Raw genomic sequence first — 17,182 nt, forward strand, 5'->3', positions numbered from 1 at the left:
TGTCTTCTTTGTTTCGACCCTGCGTCAATTGAAGGGTATTTTCAACTGCGCTTTGATGGCTGGTGAACTAAACCTTTGATATTCAAGAAACGACATAGCCAGAATAAGGAGCGCCAATGTATAGATTTTTTCCCATTCTGATCTTGCTTTCCGCCTGTTCCGAAACACCGTCAGAACAGCAATCGCCGCGCCTGCCGTCCCGCGCCCCCTCGGTCGATCTGGCGTTTTGTCTGGGGGATCCTTTTGCGGGTTCGATCGGCCAACCGGTCCAGACCATCCAAGCCGCGCTTCCGGAACGGTCGCGTGTGTTGGGGCCGAACGATCTGATGGCACAGGATTACCGTATTGATAGGTTGAATGTTTTTGTCGATGACGACGGGATCATCGAAAATATCACCTGCGGATAAGCTGACACGAAGGCGTTTTGAGCTTTATTAGTGCCTATTTCCCGCGATAAACCAGCCAGTCTGGCAGATAGTCGATCACGCGGATTACCCAGGAAAACGGAGCCGGAAAATCGGTGCGGAACCGTCTGCGCGCCATGGCTTTGATCACGCGTGAGGCCGCGTCTTCGGGCGTCATCAGCATTGGCATTTTGAATTCGTTCTTGTCGGTCAATCGGGTCTTGATGAACCCGGGGTTGACGATGCGCACAGTGACGCCACTGCCCGCAAGATCATGGCGCATGGTTTCGGCCAGCGAAATGAGCGCGGCCTTGCTGGCCCCATAGCCGATTGCGGCAGGAAGCCCGTGATACCCTGCAAGCGACCCGATCAAAGTGATCTCTCCTCGGCCTGCCGCTACAAAACCGGGTACTGTTTCTCCAAGAACGCGTACTGCGCCCATATAGTTCACATCGCTGATCCTGAGCGCGGTTTCCGTGTCCCACTCAGGGCTACGCATCGGATCATAGGCTCCGGCGTTGTACACAAGGCCATCGATTGCCCCCGCCTGGGCAACCGCGCTGCGTACAGCGTTCAAATCAGTCACATCCATGGGGATAAAGCGCGCATTGGGCAGGTTGGCGCAGATTTCGGCCAAGCGCTCGGCGTTGCGCGCGGACAGGATCAGATGCGCACCTTTATCGCTCAGCTCTTTGGCCAAAGCGCGACCCAATCCCTCGCTTGCGCCGATGATCCAATAGGTTTTGCCCTCAAAGCTGCTCATGCGTGAACCGTTCCAGTTGATACGTTAGGTTTTACGGCCATGCGGCAGCTTTGGATCAGCCCTGTATTCGCTGACCCGAAGTCTTAACATAGTGCATTTGTTAAAAAACATCTAACCTGATTGATCCATACCCGTTTACGATGCGTATCTTATTGTAAAACGTCAGTTAACGAGGCTGGAATGTTCGACGAAACCCGGGGTGCCCGGAAAAAGATTGCAATTGTTGGAGCAGGCATTTCGGGGCTTTCCGCTGCGTACTATCTGTCAGAAAACAACGACGTAACACTGTATGAGGCCGAGCCTAGGCTGGGCGGACATGCCCGAACGGTACTGGCGGGCAAGAACGGCGATCAGCCGGTGGATACCGGTTTTATCGTGTTCAACTATGTGACCTACCCGTATCTGACCAAGCTCTTTGACGAGCTGAACGTGCCCGTCACCAAAAGCGAAATGAGCTTTGGTGCCACGATCGACAATGGCCGCATCGAATACGGGTTGAACAACCTGCGCACGCTGACCGCGCAAAAGCGCAACCTTGCGCGGCCCGCCTATTACAAGATGATCGCCGATATCCTGCGCTTCGGCAAAGAGGCGCCCGAGGCCGCCCAAGATGACGACACCACAATCGGAGAATTGGTAGACCAGTTGCGGCTGGGCCATTGGTTCCGCCACAACTATCTGATGCCGATGTGTGGCGCGATCTGGTCGACACCAGTGGAGTTCGTGGATCAATTCCCCGCCCGCTCGCTGGTGCAGTTCTTCCGCAACCATGCATTGCTGGCCAGTGGACGCGCCAATCAACACCAGTGGTACACGGTCAAAGGCGGCAGCGTCGAATATGTGCGCCGGATCGAGGCTGTCCTGCGCACGCGCGGTGCCGATATCCGTCTTGGCGCACCAGTGCAGGCGGTTGAACGGCACGATCTGGGCGTCACCGTGCGCAGTCAGGGGCAGGCCGATCTGTTCGACGAGATCATTCTGGCCACCCATTCAGATCAGTCTCTGGCCATTCTGGGCGAAAACGCCACGCGGGCCGAGGCCGCGGCGCTGGGCGCGATCCGCTATCAGCCCAATACCGCCATTCTACATTGCGACCCCGGGCAAATGCCGCGCCGGCGCGCGTGCTGGTCCAGTTGGACCTATCGCTCGCAAAAGGGCAATGTTGGGGTCACATATTGGATGAACCGGCTTCAGAATATCCCCGACAGCGATCCGCTTTTTGTGACGCTGAATGCCGGGTCAGAAATTCCCGCGGACGAAATCTATGACCAGGTCGAATTTGCGCATCCGGTGTTCGACAAGGCCGCGCTGAAAGCCCAAGGTCAAATTCGCGAGATGCAGGGACAGAACCGAACATGGTTTGCCGGTGCGTACAACCGGCATGGTTTTCACGAAGACGGGATTGCCAGCGCGATGCATGTCGTCGACCAGTTGAATGGCACCCCGCAACCCATCGGAGCTGACAATGGCATTCTCAAAGAAGATCCAGCCATTCCTGCATAGCACTAGAACCGCTTGGCTGGGCGTATTTACTCTAACGATCCTGCTGCTGGCACCAATAGGTCTGGCAGCATCACCGATTCCGGGTGACCTCAAGGACCCCAAGCAATTGGGAAGCGCGACGTTTCGCTTTCTGGGGCTGCCTCTCTATGACGCCAAACTGTATACACCCGCCGGCGCCGCGTTCAGTTGGGACGAGGATTTCGGGCTTCAACTGACCTACCGCAAGAACCTGAAGCAAAAGGCGTTGGTTGAATCGACGCTGGAAGAAATCACTCGCCAGGGCAATTCAGCGCCGACGCAAGCGCAATTGGAGGCGTGCTTTCAAGCGGTCAGCAAGGGCGACAGCTATTTGGCGGTCTCCAAAGGCCCGAACGAGGTTGATTTCTGGCGCAATGGCAGCAAGACCTGCTCACTGACCTATCCCGGGGCGAAACGGTCATTCATGTCGATCTTTCTGGGCGACAATTCGCGATCGGCAAGTTTTACCCAGCAGTTGAAGGGCCAGTGATGCTGTATCCGCGTGTCAGCCTGTATGCGCTTATGCTGGCTGCGGCGGGCATACCGCTTTACATCCACCTGCCGCGATTTGCGTCGGTCAATCTGGGATTGGGTCTGGCGGTGATCGGAACGGTCTTGCTGGCCATCAGGTTGGTGGATCTGGTGCAAGATCCCTTGATCGGCTGGGCGATTGATCATTGGCCCAACGCTCAGATGGTGTTCGCAGCAACAGCGGCACTGGGGTTGGCCATTGGCTTTCCACTGCTGTTCAGCCTTCCGGAGGGTACAAGCGTGATGGCTCTGGTGGCTGTGCTGATCCTCTTATTCTCGGCCTATAGCCTCGGAACCATCCTGCTTTATGGCCGCAGTGCAACCCTGGCGAAAAAGGCCACAGCACATGAACTGATGCGGCTGGCCGCATTCCGCGAAGGGGGTCAATTGACTGGCGTGATCCTGGCCGCCAGCGCACCAGCTGTGTTCGTGGCGCTTGGGGCGGCTTCACAAGGCTATCCGGCCTTTGGCCTCTTCTTGGGAGCGCTGGCTTTGGTTACGCTGGCTATAACGCTGCCGATCTGGCGGCGTACTCCGGTAACGGGGGATGGCCTGTCCTTTGCCGGTCTCGGACAGGCCGGAGCGTTGCGATTGCTATTGCTCGCCCTGGTCAACAGCCTGCCGGTCGCCATCACCTCGACCCTGTTTCTGTTCTTTGTCGAAGATCGCCTGCAACTGCCCGGGCAAGCAGGCCCCCTGCTGATCCTGTTCTTCCTTAGCGCTGGCGTCAGTGTTCCGCTTTGGGCACGGCTAAGCAACAGGATCGGGCCGAAACAGACTCTGATCATTGCCATGCCGCTGTCTATCGCAGGCTTCATCGGCGCAGCCATGCTGTCGACCGGAAATCTGGGCGGGTTTGCCCTGATCTGCATCGCATCTGGGGCCGCGCTTGGGGCCGATATGGTGGTTCTGCCCGCCATGTTCTCGGTCGTTCTGACCCGCGCCGGGCTGAACGCGTCAGCCGCCTTTGGCATCTGGTCTTTTGCGGGCAAACTGGGTCTGGCCCTGGCTGCCTTTTTCACTCTGCCGCTGCTGGAACGCAGCGGATTTGTCCCCGGACAAAGCAATTCGGCTGAGGCGCTTGAGGTTCTCACCCTCGCCTATGCCGTTCTTCCCTGCATCCTGAAACTCGGCGCGTTTGGATTGGTTCTGACGCTGCCGACGGAGGTCACAGTCAAATGAAACTCCTTATTATCCTTCTCTTCGCAATACTTGCCGTGATCATTGGCAAAGCCCGCTTCCTCAGCTTCCGGTCGCAGGAACCATCAGATTATGCCAGCACCGGGCCCGAGTTCTCGCTCAAGGAAAACCTGAATGGCGAGATATTGTCAGAAGGCCTGATCTATGGCCCCAACGGCAAGATGTCGAACAGCTTTGTTGCACGTATGGTCGGCGAGTGGGACGGAAACGCGGGCACTCTGACCGAGTATTTCACCTATTCCAACGGCAAGCAGATGACCCGCAAATGGTATCTAACCCTGGGGACCGGCAATACATTCATCGCCACCGCTGACGATATTGTTGGCGAAGGGCGTGGCGTGATCTCGGGCGCGACTGTCAAGCTCAGCTATCGGATCATCCTGCCCGAAGACGCCGGAGGGCATACTTTGGACGTGACCGATTGGATGTATCTGACCGAAAACGGCACGATCATGAACCGGTCCGAGATGCGCAAGTTCGGGTTGAAAGTTGCCGAGCTGGTGGCAACCATGCGCCCGGCACCCGAAATCAAGCAAGCCCATCTGAATGGCGCCAACGGGTACGACTCCACAACTGAAACGAGGCCGCTGCAATGATCTCACGTCGCGTTCTGATCGCTGTGGCTGCCCTTGTCGGGCTGGCCGTTCTCTCGGCCTGTGCCGCAAAACCCCGTGTGCCCAAAACGTTCTTGTCCGACCGCAAGCTGAACCTTGAGGAATTCTTCGAGGGTGAAACCGTAGCTTATGGGCAGTTTCAGGACATTCTGGGCAACGTTCCTCGGCGGTTCACAGTCGAGATCGACGGTACCTGGGACGGAGAGACACTGACCCTGGTTGAAGATTTCGTCTATGACGACGGTGCAACCGAACAGCGGATCTGGACCCTGACCAAAACCGGCGACGACACCTGGACGGGCACAGCGCCGGGCGTTCTGGGTGAGGCGACCGGCGTTGAACGGGGCGATACGTTCAATTGGAAATACAAGATCGACCTGCCGGTCAAAGACGGTACGATGCGCGTGAATTTTGATGACTGGATGTGGTTGCTGAGCGATGATCGCCTGCTGAATCGAGCCTATGTCTCACGCTTTGGAGTGCGATTGGGCGAAGTGGTATTGTTCTTCGAAAAGAAGTGATGACCGCGCCCTTTAGCTCCGCAGCGACAACCCGTCGTGGAACAGATGGACCTTCGCTGGATCAACGGTCAGTTTGACCGACTTGCCACGCAGATCTGTTGCGATCCCCGGCAGTTTGGCCACCAGACCTTCGGCCCCCGGCTGGTCCGTGAAGTAAAGCAGCGTAACCTCACCCAAGGCTTCGACGAAATCCACCTCACCCTCAAAGAACGCGGGTCCTTCGCCGGGGGTCATATCTTCGGGCCGGGCACCCACATTGACCTTCAGGCCCTTTTTGTCGTCGGTTGTCGGGATCGAGGACACCGCAACTCCCCCTGAGTCCAGCGCAACTGTCGTGGTCTCACCCGTTTCGGTGATGACGCCGGGCAGCAGGTTCATGGACGGTGATCCGATGAATTGAGCCACAAACTCGTTGTCTGGCGTCTCATACAGTTCCAGCGGCGTACCGACCTGCGCGATGCCCTTATTCGCCAGCACCACAATGCGGCTGGCCAGGGTCATGGCCTCGACCTGATCGTGGGTGACATAGATCATCGTGCTATCCGGCATCGCCTCTTTCAGGCGCGCAATCTCGATCCGTGTCGCGACGCGCAGCGCAGCATCCAAGTTCGAGAGCGGTTCATCAAACAGGTAAACCTTCGGGTCGCGCACTATGGCCCGACCGATGGCGACACGCTGACGCTGCCCGCCGGACAGTGCTTTGGGAAGGCGGTCCAGATAGGGTTCCAATTGCAGGATCGAGGCGGCGCGTTCGACAGCCGTGTCAATCTCGGCACTGGGCATTTTGGCGATCTTCAATGCAAAGGCCATGTTCTCGCGCACCGTCATATGCGGGTAAAGCGCATAGGACTGGAACACCATCGCAATGCCGCGTTGCGCAGGCGGCACCTCGTTCATCACCTGACCTTCGATCTCAAGCGTACCGCCCGAGATCTTTTCAAGCCCCGCAATCATCCGCAATAGGGTCGATTTTCCGCAGCCAGAGGGACCGACGAATACAATCAATTCGCCTTGTTCGATATCAAGATTGATATGTTTCAAGACATCTACTGCGCCATAGGTCTTGGCGACATCTGTGAGTTTAAGTTCCGACATGACCTACCCCTTGCTTTGAACCATGAGGCAGAATTGCCCCGCCTCTAGCGTCAGGGTGTCAGACCCACCCAGATCCTGCCCGATGACATGCCACGTGCCGGCAGGCTGCGCGGCCTCACCCGTTGCGTCGCCGAGGTTGAAGACGCAGAACACCCGTTCTGACCCATTTTCGCGGACAAAGCTCAGAACAGGACCGTTCTGCGTCATGTCCACTTGATCCCCAGTCGCCAAAGCAGGATGCGCATGGCGCAAGGCAATCGCGCGACGATAGTGATGCAACATCGAGGAGGGATCGGCTTCGAGCCGATCAACCGCTCGCGTTGCCTGATCCGAACTGACCGGAAGCCAAGGCTCACCCGTACTGAACCCGGATTGTTCGTCCTGCGCGGTCCAGACCATGGGGGTCCGGCAGCCGTCGCGCCCCTTGAACTCGGGCCAGAACTCTATGCCATAGGGATCCTGAAGCCGTTCGAACGGCACATCTGCTTCGGGCAGACCCAGCTCTTCACCTTGATACAGGCAAGCCGAGCCGCGCAGGCACATCATCAACACCGCATGTTGGCGGATGGCTGCGTCGTCCAGCCCCCAGCGCGAAGCGTGGCGTGGCACGTCGTGGTTTGAGAACGCCCAGCAGGGCCATGCATCGCCAGCCTTTTGCGCCAGCTGATCGAATACCTGTTGGGTATAGGCCGCCGTCAATGCGCGTTTCTCAAGGAACTCAAAGGCATAGCACATGTGCATGCGTTTATCGCCGGTGGTGTATTCACCCATGATCTCAAGGCCACGTTGCGCGTCGCCGATCTCACCCAGACAGGCGCGGCCTTCGTATTCGTCGGTCAGTGCTCGCAGCCGTTCCAGGAAGGCAACGTTTTCAGGCTGGCTTTTGGAATAGAGGTGATCCTGATGGTTATACGGGTTGACCTGCGGCGCAATCGTGGCGTTGCGCTGATCCATCGGCAAGGGCGGATTATCCCGCAGCTCTTTGTCGTGGAAATAGAAGTTGATCGTATCCAGACGGAAGCCATCAACGCCCAGATCCAGCCAGAACCGCGCCACGTCCAAAAGCGCATCCTGCACCTCACGGCAGTGGAAGTTCAGATCCGGTTGCGAAGACAGGAAGTTGTGCAGGTAGTATTGCTGACGTCGCGTATCCCATTGCCAGCCGGATCCACCAAAGATCGACAGCCAATTGTTCGGCGGCGTCCCGTCGGGTTTGGGATCGGCCCAGACATACCAATCGGATTTCGGATTCTCACGGCTGGCGCGGCTTTCCACGAACCATGGGTGCTGATCCGAGGTGTGCGACATCACCAGATCAATCATCACTTTCAGGTTCAGGGCATGGGCCTGATCCAAAAGCGCCTGAAAATCCTCCATCGTTCCGAACATCGGATCAACGTCGCGATAGTCGCTGACGTCATATCCAAAATCCTTCATCGGAGATTTGAAGAAGGGCGAGATCCAGATCGCATCAACGCCCAGGGACGCGATATATTCCAACCGGCTGGTGATCCCTTTCAGATCGCCCACCCCGTCGCCGGTGCTGTCCTGAAAGCTGCGCGGATAGATCTGGTAGATCACGCCACCACGCCACCAATCGGCTGCGGCTTTGGTTGATTTTGCGGGATCAACGGAGTTTTGCACGTTCATAACACGCCTCTATTTAACGGAACCGGCCAACAGACCGCGAACCAGATATTTCTGCATTGCAAAGAAGACCACGAGCGGCACCGCAATCGAAACGAAAGCCGCCGTGGCAAGGATTTCCCAGTTTCCACCGCGCGTGCCCAACAGTTCAACAATGCGGTTGGTCATCACGGTGGTCTGCCCTGTCGCATCGATCAGGAACACTTTGGCCACCAGCAGATCGTTCCATGTCCACAGGAACTGAAAGATCGCAAACGAGGCCAATGCCGGAAAGCTGAGTGGCAGGATCAGTTTGGTGAAGATCTGGAATTCAGTAGCACCATCGACCCGGGCGTTTTCGATCAGGTCGCGGGGCAGCCCGGCCATATAGTTGCGCAACAGATAGATCGCCAATGGCATCCCAAAGCCGGTATGGGCCATCCAGACCCCAAGATAGCCTTTGCCGATCCCGATATTGAGGTGGAATTTCAGCAAAGGTATCAGCGCCAGCTGCAATGGTACCACCAAGAGCCCGACAACTGCCGCGATCAACAGGGCCCGGCCCGGGAACTCCATCCACGCCAGCGCGTAGGCCGCAAAGGCTGCGACCAGAATGGGTATGATCGTAGCCGGGATCGTCACGGTCAGTGTGTTAAAGAACGCCTTGGCCATACTGTCGGTGCTGCTCTCATCCAGCAGTACTTTTTGATAATTGTCGGTGGTGAATTCGGGCGGCAGCTCGGCTGTCACGAAGATACGCGCACCGCGATTGCCGGTGAATTCTTCCGTATTCTCCATCCGGTAGTTGCCCTGCGCGTCCACGGTGACGGTGCCACCGCGCCGCATCTCGGCCACATCACCCGGCACAAAGGCATCCACATCGCGTGAGCTGACACCCCAGCGTGAGATGGTGGCCTGGTCTTCTGCGCCAAACAGTTGGCCTTCGATGACATAGACACCGTTTTCCAAAACCTGTGTTTCTGGCGCGGCACTGCGCAGTGTCAGGTTCTGTTCTGATGGAAACAGCGATCGCCACCAACCACTGGTCGCGATCTGATCCGCCGTCCGAAAGGACGACACCAGCAGACCCAGTGTGGGAAGCACCCAAAGGGCCACAAGAGCGACAACGGACAGGTGCACAACCCATCTGAGCGCCGGTTTGGTTCCTGCAATATCGCTCATGGGTTACTCCATTTCCTTGCGCGCATTGCGCACGTTCCAGATCAGGATCGGGGTGACCAGCAGCATGATGACCATGGCCGAGGCCGACCCCACACCCCAATCATTGGCGCGGAACAATTTGTCATACATGTAATTGGCCAGAACCTGCGTCTCCCACTGCCCGTTGGTCATGGCAAAGACGATGTCAAAGACCTTGAGCACGGTGATGGTGATCGTCGTCCAAACCACAAGGATGGTGGTTTTGATCTGAGGCACCTTGATCTTGAAGAAGATCTGGAACGGGTTGGCCCCATCCAGAATTGCGGCCTCGACCGTTTCTTCCGGAATACCGCGCAAAGCGGCAGACAGGATGACCATGGCGAAACCGGTCTGAATCCAGACCAACACGATCATCAGAAAGAAACTGTTCCAAAACGGAATGGTCAGCCAAGTCTGCGGTTCGGTCCCGCCAAAAAAGATATAAAGCGCGTTCAGGATACCGATCTGATCCTGTTCAGCCGGGCGCGCGTCGTAGACCAGTTTCCAGATGACCGAGGCGCCTACAAATGAGATCGCCATGGGCATAAAGATCAATGACTTGGCCAGATTTCCCCAGCGGATCCGATCCGTCAGCTGAGCCACCAGCAGTCCAAAGGCAGTCGACATGGCGGGCACAACAATCAGCCAGAACATGTTGTTGCGCATGGCTTCCCAGAACTTCGGCTCGGCCGCCATCTGGGTATAATTATCCAGACCAACCCATCTGTACCCGCCACCGGGCACACGTTCCGTGAGCGACAGGCGCAAGGTTTCAACCACCGGGTAGGCCAGATACAGCCCCAACGCAGCCATGGCCGGGAACAGAAACAGCCATGGCCGGATCATGTTCGCGCGGTTGATGTTGCGGCCCGCATTCGGGCCCCGCGGCGGGAACAAGACTTTGTCCAGAAACTGATTTGATAGGTAGAAATAGCCAACACAACCCGTCACGCCGATGGCGATGGTCAGCAGGCCTTGGAGTGCCGGTGTCATGATGCCCTCATTCGCATGGCATCCGGGGCGGCCTGGTGACCGCCCCAGTGCTTAGGTTACTTCGCGGCGTCCCATGAGGACTGGATTTCATCCGCGACGTCTTGCGCAGATGCGCCGCCGGCATAATCAACCATACCGGTCCAGAAGGTTCCGGCACCAACGCCACCTGGCATCAGGTCAGACCCGTCAAAACGGAAGGTTGTTGCGCCCAGAAGAATGTCATTCATCTTCTTCAGAGTCGGATCAGAAAAGACCGAGGTATCGACACCCTTGTGCGGGGTTAAAAAGCCGGTCAGGGCCATCCAGGTTTCATGCGCTTCCGGCGTCTTCAGATACTCGATCAACGCATGCGCACCGGGGCTGTCATTGGTGATCGCCCAAAGGGTACCGGCACCCAGCACGGGGCTGCCCAGGTCCTTGCTTTCATAGGCCGGGAAGTAGAAGAAATCGGCATCTTCACCCACAACCGTTCCTTCCGGGAAGAAGGCCGGGATGAACGAAGCCTGGCGGTGCATGTAGCACTGTGGTGGTGAGCTGAACAGGCCTTTGGGGCTGTCGCGGAAATCTGTTGTTGCAACAGCTCCGGCACCACCTGCGACGTAATCATCGTTACGTGCAAAAGCACCAAATTCCTCGATCGCGGCCACAACCTTAGGATCGTTGAACTTCAGCTCGTTCGAAACCCACGCATCATAGTCTTCCGGAGCCAGAGTGCGCAGCATCATGTCTTCGACCCAGTCCGTTGCCGGCCAACCGGTCGCGCCGCCGGACCCCAGCCCGATACACCAGGGCGTTTCGCCATCGGCCACGATCTGATCCGTAAGCGCCTTAAGCTCTTCCATGGTGGTCGGCACTTCATATCCGGCGTCTTCGAAATTCTCAGGCACAAACCAGACCAGCGACTTTACATCGACCTTGTAGAAGAAACCATAAAGGTCCTCTTCCCCGTCCAGGCCCGCATATGTCCCCAGATCAACCCAGGACTGACCGGCCGCATAGTTGTCGCGGATCCAATCGTCGGTGCCTTCGCTCAAAGGTGTCAGAAAACCCGATTTCGCCATGTCAGCCGCCAGGCCCGGTTGCGGGAATACTGCGATGTTGGGGGCCGATCCTGCTTCGGCATCGATACGGATCTGCTGCTCGAAACTGTCCGATCCGACATAGGAATATTCATGCCCGGTGGCCGCGGCGAATCCATCCAGGACCTTTTCAACGTTTTCCTGATCCGGCCCCAGCCAAGGCCCAAAAACCGTAACTTGTTCGGCTTGCGCGGCGCCCGCCATCAGGGCGAGCGTTGCCGCACCTGCGTAAAGCGAGTGTTTCATAGATTGTCCTCCCAACTTTTTCTATCGCGCCCAATGTTTTCAAAGCGCTTTGGATACTCGACGTTATCCGCTAACATTCGGTCTCTGTCAACATTCTGTTTGCAGAGGCCTGTAAACTTAATATTTCGCTGTATTTCCCCAAAACAGGTTGACGGAGCGCACATTTGCCAACAAAACAGGAACGATCACATGTTTGAAGGCGCTTTGAAAGTCGATGAACCTAAAGCAACTGTCGGAAACTCTTGGCCTCTCGCAGACGACGGTCAGCCGTGCGCTGAACGGGTATCCCGAGGTGAAAGAGGAAACGCGCGAACGGGTTCAGGCAGCGGCGGCCAAACATGGCTATCGGCCCAACAGCTGGGCCAAAGGTCTGGCGACCGGTCGATCCATGGTGATCGGACATGTGATTCCCAGTTCATCCCAGCATGAAATGGTGAACCCAATATTCGGAGATTTTGTCGCTGGAGCCGCCAAGACATATGCCGATCATGGCTATGATATGATGTTTTCGAACGCCGAAGATACGTCTATCGAAAAAGCCTATCGCAACCTGTTTCAACGTGGCGCGGTTGATGGCGTTGTTCTGCAAGGCCCCAAGGTCAACGAACCCCGGATCGAGGTTCTGACTCGTATGGGCGTGCCGTTCATCGTGCATGGCCGCTCGACCGGGGTGACGTCGCCCTATGACTGGATCGACGTGAACAACAAACGGTCCTTTCAACGTGCGACGCAGTTTTTGATCGATTTGGGCCATCGGCGGATCGCGTTGATCAACGGTCTTGAGGATATGGATTTCGCAAAACGGCGCCGAGACGGGTATCTTGCGGCGCTGATAGATGCAGGGTTAGAGCCGATTCCGAGCCTCATGCGCAGCGCCGAAATGACCGAAGTCTACGGCCACCACGAAACCCGTGGAATGTTGCAATTGGATCATCCGCCATCCGCGATCCTGTGTTCATCCATGATTTCGGCGGTCGGAGTGCGCCGCGCACTGGACGAGGCCGGTTTACGCATGGGGCAAGATGTTTCAGTGATCGCCCATGACGATGACCTGTCTTATCTGAAAAACGGTCAGGATGTTCCCATCTTCACCGCCACACGGTCCTCGGTCCGAATGGCCGGTGAATTGGCCGCAGAAATGCTGATCAACCGAATCCAGGCACCATCCGAACCGGTAATGACGCAATTACTCGAGGCTGAGCTGGTCGTAGGACGCTCGACCGGGCCCGCTCCAAACTAGGTTTACTAAAATGAAGAACACACGTGCGGATTTCCCCAAGGATTTCCTGTTCGGGGTCGCGACCTCGGCCTATCAGATCGAAGGGCATGAGTTCGGTGGAGCTGGCCAAACACACTGGGACAGTTTCGCCGCGACACCAGGCAATGTGGTGCGTTGCGAAAACGGTGATCGAGCCTGTGAACACTATCATCGATACGAACAGGATTTTGACCTGATCCGCGATGCAGGTTTTGACTGCTATCGGTTTTCCACCAGTTGGGCGCGTGTCCTGCCAGAGGGGCGCGGGCACGTGAATCAAGATGGTCTGGACTTCTATGATCGGCTGACGGACGCGTTGTTGGAACGCGATATCAAGCCCTGCGCTACGCTTTACCATTGGGAGCTTCCATCGGCGCTGGCTGATCTTGGCGGTTGGCGGAACCGCGACATCGCAAGTTGGTTTGCCGACTTCACCGAGATCATCATGTCTCGCATCGGCGACCGTATGTATAGCGTTGCAACGATAAATGAGCCGTGGTGCGTCAGCTGGCTCAGCCATTTTGAAGGGCACCATGCGCCCGGAATGCGAGACATCCGCGCAGCTGCACGCGCGATGCACCATGTTCTTCTGGCGCATGGTTGCGCGATCGAGGTGATGCGCGGCCTCGGCGTCGGGAACCTGGGCGCGGTGTTCAATCTGGAGTGGTCCGAGCCGGCAGATCAAAGCGATCAGGCGCGTTACGCGGCCGAAATCTATGACGGGATCTACAATCGGTTTTTTCTAGGGGGCGTTTTCAAAAAGGCATACCCCCAGGTGGTTTTAGACGGATTAGAGCCACATTTGCCCTCCGGTTGGCACGATGATTTCGACACAATCGGTCAGCTGGTGGATTGGGCTGGTGTCAATTACTACACACGAAAGCTGATCGCCTCCGCCCCTGGACCGTGGCCAGGCTATTCAGGGGTTGAGGGGCCATTGCCGAAAACTCAGATGGGTTGGGAAATCGAGCCTTCCGCTTTGACCCGGTTTCTTCTCCGCACCGCACGAGAATACACCGGGGATCTTCCGCTCTTCGTCACCGAAAACGGTATGGCCAGTGCGGAACACCACAACGACGCGGCGCGCATAGACTATATCGATCAACACCTAACGGCTGTTCGCGATGCGCAGAACCAAGGCGCACCCGTCAAAGGCTATTTCCTTTGGTCCTTGCTAGACAATTACGAGTGGGCCCTTGGGTATGAGAAACGGTTTGGATTGGTCGATGTCGACTTTGAAACCATGGAACGTACACCCAAAGCGTCTTTCAATGCACTGAAACAGTCATTGAGTCGCAGATAACGCGAGCAATTTGCACGGGTCGGGAATTCAGGCTTTGGGATATTACTCGTATTAGAGAGATTTGTGTTTTGGGTTTTTTCTAGGTTTGGCGGTGACCTACTCTCCCGGGGCTTAAGCCCAAGTACCATTGGCGCGGCAGTGCTTAACTTCCGGGTTCGGTATGGGACCGGGTGTTTCACTTGCGCTATGACCACCAAACCGAGGAAAAGCCCCATGTCGACTTTCTTGCGAAGCAAGAAAGCGACAGGTGGCAGGCAGCGTCTTTTGCTTGCAAAAGGCGCGTTGCCACTCGGTTGTATAGTCAATCAACACCGTGCAGTCTGCTTTTGCAGACTGTCACGCGCGGGAGGCAGCGTATTCGTTTACGAATGCGCGGTCCCGCAACAAGTTGTCCATGGTCAAGGTTGGTGTATGCTTCTGGTTTGATTTATCTTTCCATTACTGGATCAAATCAAGCCTATCGGGCGATTAGTACCGGTCAACTGAACGCATTACTGCGCTTACATCTCCGGCCTATTGACGTGGTGGTCTTCCACGGCCCTCAGGGAGACCTTGTTTTGAGGGGGGCTTCCCGCTTAGATGCCTTCAGCGGTTATCCTGTCCGATCATAGCTACCCAGCACTGCCGTTGGCACGACAACTGGTCCACCAGTGGATCGTTCACCCCGGTCCTCTCGTACTAGGGGCAACTCCTCTCAAGTCTCCTACACCCACGGCAGATAGGGACCGAACTGTCTCACGACGTTCTAAACCCAGCTCACGTACCTCTTTAAACGGCGAACAGCCGTACCCTTGGGACCTGCTCCAGCCCCAGGATGAGATGAGCCGACATCGAGGTGCCAAACACTGCCGTCGATATGGACTCTTGGGCAGTATCAGCCTGTTATCCCCGGCGTACCTTTTATCCGTTGAGCGATGGCCCTTCCACTCGGGACCACCGGATCACTATGGCCGTCTTTCGACTCTGCTCGACTTGTCAGTCTTGCAGTCAGGCTGGCTTCTGCCATTGCACTCAACGAGCGATTTCCGACCGCTCTGAGCCAACCTTCGCGCGCCTCCGTTACGCTTTAGGAGGCGACCGCCCCAGTCAAACTACCCGCCACGCAGGGTCCCGGATCCGGATAACGGACCGCGGTTAGACATCAAGCAGAACAAGGGTGGTATCTCAAGGGAGGCTCCACCGGAACTGGCGTCCCGGTTTCAAAGCCCACCACCTATCCTGCACATGTTGTGCCTGATGCCAGTGCGAAGCTGTAGTAAAGGTGCACGGGGTCTTTCCGTCTAACCGCGGGAAGCCTGCATCTTGACAGGCAATTCAATTTCGCTGAGTCGATGTTGGAGACAGCGGGGAAGTCGTTACGCCATTCGTGCAGGTCGGAACTTACCCGACAAGGAATTTCGCTACCTTAGGACCGTTATAGTTACGGCCGCCGTTTACCTGGGCTTCAATTCAAGGCTCTCACCTCTCCTTTTAACCTTCAGGCACCGGGCAGGCGTCAGACCCTATACGTCGTCTTGCGACTTCGCAGAGCCCTGTGTTTTTAATAAACAGTCGCCACCCCCTGGTTTGTGCCCCCAGCCCCTAGTTGCCTAGGAACCGGGCCTCCTTCTCGCGAACTTACGGAGGTATTTTGCCGAGTTCCTTCAACATCGTTCTCTCAAGCGCCTTGGTATGCTCTACCAGTCCACCTGTGTCGGTTTAGGGTACGGTCTGATGGAGGGCTATTTCCAGGAACTGCTCAGCAGCCCAACCAATCCGATAAGGTTGAACTACACCTGCAATCCGTCACATCCTCCTGGCTCAGGAATATTAACCTGATTCCCATCGCCTACGCCTTTCGGCCTCGGCTTAGGGGCCGGCTTACCCTGCTCAGATTAGCTTTAAGCAGGAACCCTTGGACTTTCGGCGAGAGTGTCTCTCACACTCTTTGTCGCTACTCATGTCATCATTCTCACTAGTGATCTCTCCACGGGATCGCTCACGCGCCCGCTTCATCGAAAAGATTCAGATCCTCCATGGCGCTCCGAAGAACGCTAAAGAGGATAAATCTTATGTCACACTACGCTCTGCTACCGATGCTTACGCATCCCTAGACTTCGGCTCATGGCTTGAGCCCCGTTACATCTTCGCCGCAGGACAACTTATTTAGACCAGTGAGCTGTTACGCTATCTTTAAAGGATGGCTGCTTCTAAGCCAACCTCCTGGTTGTTTTGGTCGTCCCACCTGCTTTCCCACTTAGCCATGAATTGGGGGCCTTAGTCGTAGGTCAGGGTTGTTTCCCTCTCCACTACGGACGTTAGCATCCGCAGTGTGTCTGCCATCTAGTACTCCCGGGTATTCGGAGTTTGGTTAGGATCAGTAAGCCTGTGGGGCCCCATTACCCATCCAGTGCTCTACCCCCCGGGGTATTCGGATGACGCTCTACCTAAATAGATTTCGCAGAGAACCAGCTATCTCCGAGTTTGATTGGCCTTTCACCCCTAGGCACAGCTCATCCCGATCTTTTTCAACAGATGTGGGTTCGGCCCTCCAGTAAGTGTTACCTTACCTTCAGCCTGGCCATGCCTAGATCACTCGGTTTCGGGTCTGATCCCACGAACTCATACGCCCTATTAAGACTCGCTTTCGCTACGCCTACACCTAACGGCTTAAGCTTGCTCGTAAGACCAAGTCGATGACCCATTATACAAAAGGTACGCCGTCACCCCGCAAGGGGGCTCCGACTGATTGTAGGCGTTCGGTTTCAGGTACTGTTTCACTCCCCTCGTCGGGGTGCTTTTCACCTTTCCCTCACGGTACTGGTTCGCTATCGGTCAGCAAGGAGTAC

Annotated in this window: 14 protein-coding genes and 2 rRNA genes (1 of these 16 cut by a window edge); 8 read left to right on the top strand and 8 right to left on the bottom strand. The window is 56.4% G+C overall.

The genetic code is table 11. From position 1 onward, the window contains the following. Positions 1-116: 116 nt before the first annotated feature. A complete protein-coding gene (locus GOV38_RS16950; RefSeq protein WP_171101680.1) occupies positions 117-407 on the top strand; it encodes an I78 family peptidase inhibitor in 291 nt (96 codons plus the stop codon). A gap of 34 nt (positions 408-441) precedes the next feature. On the opposite strand, the gene GOV38_RS16955 is transcribed toward GOV38_RS16950, so the two are convergent. Then, positions 442-1,167: an SDR family oxidoreductase gene (locus tag GOV38_RS16955; RefSeq protein WP_171101681.1), complete on the bottom strand. Its 726-nt coding sequence runs from the start codon at positions 1,165-1,167 to the stop codon at positions 442-444. Positions 1,168-1,347: 180 nt separating this feature from the next. Here GOV38_RS16955 and GOV38_RS16960 point away from each other — a divergent pair, with 180 nt between their 5' ends. Genes GOV38_RS16960 through GOV38_RS16980 form a run of 5 tightly spaced genes read left to right on the top strand, consistent with a single transcriptional unit; the run spans position 1,348 to position 5,554 of the window. Beyond that, complete coding sequence (locus GOV38_RS16960; RefSeq protein WP_171209249.1) at positions 1,348-2,670, top strand: NAD(P)/FAD-dependent oxidoreductase; 1,323 nt, start codon at positions 1,348-1,350, stop codon at positions 2,668-2,670. Next, positions 2,633-3,178, top strand: a complete 546-nt coding sequence (locus GOV38_RS16965; RefSeq protein WP_254430572.1) for a hypothetical protein — start codon at positions 2,633-2,635, stop codon at positions 3,176-3,178. The genes GOV38_RS16960 and GOV38_RS16965 overlap by 38 nt, the downstream gene beginning before the upstream one ends. Then, positions 3,178-4,401, top strand: coding sequence for an MFS transporter (locus GOV38_RS16970; RefSeq protein WP_171209250.1), 1,224 nt, complete (start codon positions 3,178-3,180; stop codon positions 4,399-4,401). The genes GOV38_RS16965 and GOV38_RS16970 overlap by 1 nt, the downstream gene beginning before the upstream one ends. Continuing rightward, positions 4,398-5,015, top strand: a complete 618-nt coding sequence (locus GOV38_RS16975) for a DUF3833 domain-containing protein (RefSeq protein ID WP_171209251.1) — start codon at positions 4,398-4,400, stop codon at positions 5,013-5,015. The genes GOV38_RS16970 and GOV38_RS16975 overlap by 4 nt, the downstream gene beginning before the upstream one ends. After that, positions 5,012-5,554 (top strand): DUF3833 domain-containing protein, encoded by a 543-nt coding sequence (locus GOV38_RS16980; protein WP_171131829.1) that lies wholly within the window; start codon positions 5,012-5,014, stop codon positions 5,552-5,554. The genes GOV38_RS16975 and GOV38_RS16980 overlap by 4 nt, the downstream gene beginning before the upstream one ends. A gap of 12 nt (positions 5,555-5,566) precedes the next feature. Here GOV38_RS16980 and GOV38_RS16985 read toward each other — a convergent pair whose 3' ends face one another. The 5 genes from GOV38_RS16985 to GOV38_RS17005 are packed head-to-tail and all read right to left on the bottom strand — an operon-like array spanning position 5,567 to position 11,793. Further along, the gene (locus tag GOV38_RS16985; RefSeq protein ID WP_171209252.1) at positions 5,567-6,649 is read right to left on the bottom strand and encodes an ABC transporter ATP-binding protein; all 1,083 of its coding nucleotides are present in this window, start codon (positions 6,647-6,649) and stop codon (positions 5,567-5,569) included. 3 nt (positions 6,650-6,652) lie between these two features. After that, positions 6,653-8,299: an alpha-glucosidase gene (locus GOV38_RS16990; RefSeq protein ID WP_171209253.1), complete on the bottom strand. Its 1,647-nt coding sequence runs from the start codon at positions 8,297-8,299 to the stop codon at positions 6,653-6,655. A 9-nt stretch (positions 8,300-8,308) separates the two neighbouring features. Next, positions 8,309-9,457, bottom strand: a complete 1,149-nt coding sequence (locus tag GOV38_RS16995) for a carbohydrate ABC transporter permease (RefSeq protein ID WP_171209254.1) — start codon at positions 9,455-9,457, stop codon at positions 8,309-8,311. Between the two features lie 3 nt (positions 9,458-9,460). After that, positions 9,461-10,468, bottom strand: a complete 1,008-nt coding sequence (locus GOV38_RS17000) for a carbohydrate ABC transporter permease (protein WP_171209255.1) — start codon at positions 10,466-10,468, stop codon at positions 9,461-9,463. Between the two features lie 56 nt (positions 10,469-10,524). Continuing rightward, complete coding sequence (locus tag GOV38_RS17005) at positions 10,525-11,793, bottom strand: ABC transporter substrate-binding protein (protein WP_171101690.1); 1,269 nt, start codon at positions 11,791-11,793, stop codon at positions 10,525-10,527. Between the two features lie 214 nt (positions 11,794-12,007). Here GOV38_RS17005 and GOV38_RS17010 point away from each other — a divergent pair, with 214 nt between their 5' ends. Continuing rightward, a complete protein-coding gene (locus GOV38_RS17010; protein WP_171209256.1) occupies positions 12,008-13,033 on the top strand; it encodes a LacI family DNA-binding transcriptional regulator in 1,026 nt (341 codons plus the stop codon). A gap of 10 nt (positions 13,034-13,043) precedes the next feature. Then, positions 13,044-14,354 (top strand): GH1 family beta-glucosidase, encoded by a 1,311-nt coding sequence (locus GOV38_RS17015; RefSeq protein WP_171209257.1) that lies wholly within the window; start codon positions 13,044-13,046, stop codon positions 14,352-14,354. Between the two features lie 83 nt (positions 14,355-14,437). Here GOV38_RS17015 and rrf read toward each other — a convergent pair. Both rrf and GOV38_RS17025 read right to left on the bottom strand, forming a co-directional pair. Then, a 5S ribosomal RNA gene (gene rrf, locus GOV38_RS17020) occupies positions 14,438-14,552 on the bottom strand. Between the two features lie 249 nt (positions 14,553-14,801). Continuing rightward, positions 14,802-17,182, bottom strand: a 23S ribosomal RNA gene (locus tag GOV38_RS17025) (it continues 535 nt past the right edge of the window).

This window comes from Ruegeria sp. HKCCA5839 (assembly GCF_013035585.1).
In the GTDB taxonomy this organism is placed as follows: Bacteria; Pseudomonadota; Alphaproteobacteria; order Rhodobacterales; family Rhodobacteraceae; genus Ruegeria.

Excerpts from the sequence above, each read along its gene's own strand:
- GOV38_RS16950 (WP_171101680.1), top strand. The coding sequence starts at position 117 with ATGTATAGATTTTTTCCCATTCTGATCTTGCTTTCCGCCTGTTCCGAA.
- GOV38_RS16955 (WP_171101681.1), bottom strand. The coding sequence starts at position 1,167 with ATGAGCAGCTTTGAGGGCAAAACCTATTGGATCATCGGCGCAAGCGAG.
- GOV38_RS16960 (WP_171209249.1), top strand. The coding sequence starts at position 1,348 with ATGTTCGACGAAACCCGGGGTGCCCGGAAAAAGATTGCAATTGTTGGA.
- GOV38_RS16965 (WP_254430572.1), top strand. The coding sequence starts at position 2,633 with ATGGCATTCTCAAAGAAGATCCAGCCATTCCTGCATAGCACTAGAACC.
- GOV38_RS16970 (WP_171209250.1), top strand. The coding sequence starts at position 3,178 with ATGCTGTATCCGCGTGTCAGCCTGTATGCGCTTATGCTGGCTGCGGCG.
- GOV38_RS16975 (WP_171209251.1), top strand. The coding sequence starts at position 4,398 with ATGAAACTCCTTATTATCCTTCTCTTCGCAATACTTGCCGTGATCATT.
- GOV38_RS16980 (WP_171131829.1), top strand. The coding sequence starts at position 5,012 with ATGATCTCACGTCGCGTTCTGATCGCTGTGGCTGCCCTTGTCGGGCTG.
- GOV38_RS16985 (WP_171209252.1), bottom strand. The coding sequence starts at position 6,649 with ATGTCGGAACTTAAACTCACAGATGTCGCCAAGACCTATGGCGCAGTA.
- GOV38_RS16990 (WP_171209253.1), bottom strand. The coding sequence starts at position 8,299 with ATGAACGTGCAAAACTCCGTTGATCCCGCAAAATCAACCAAAGCCGCA.
- GOV38_RS16995 (WP_171209254.1), bottom strand. The coding sequence starts at position 9,457 with ATGAGCGATATTGCAGGAACCAAACCGGCGCTCAGATGGGTTGTGCAC.
- GOV38_RS17000 (WP_171209255.1), bottom strand. The coding sequence starts at position 10,468 with ATGACACCGGCACTCCAAGGCCTGCTGACCATCGCCATCGGCGTGACG.
- GOV38_RS17005 (WP_171101690.1), bottom strand. The coding sequence starts at position 11,793 with ATGAAACACTCGCTTTACGCAGGTGCGGCAACGCTCGCCCTGATGGCG.
- GOV38_RS17010 (WP_171209256.1), top strand. The coding sequence starts at position 12,008 with ATGAACCTAAAGCAACTGTCGGAAACTCTTGGCCTCTCGCAGACGACG.
- GOV38_RS17015 (WP_171209257.1), top strand. The coding sequence starts at position 13,044 with ATGAAGAACACACGTGCGGATTTCCCCAAGGATTTCCTGTTCGGGGTC.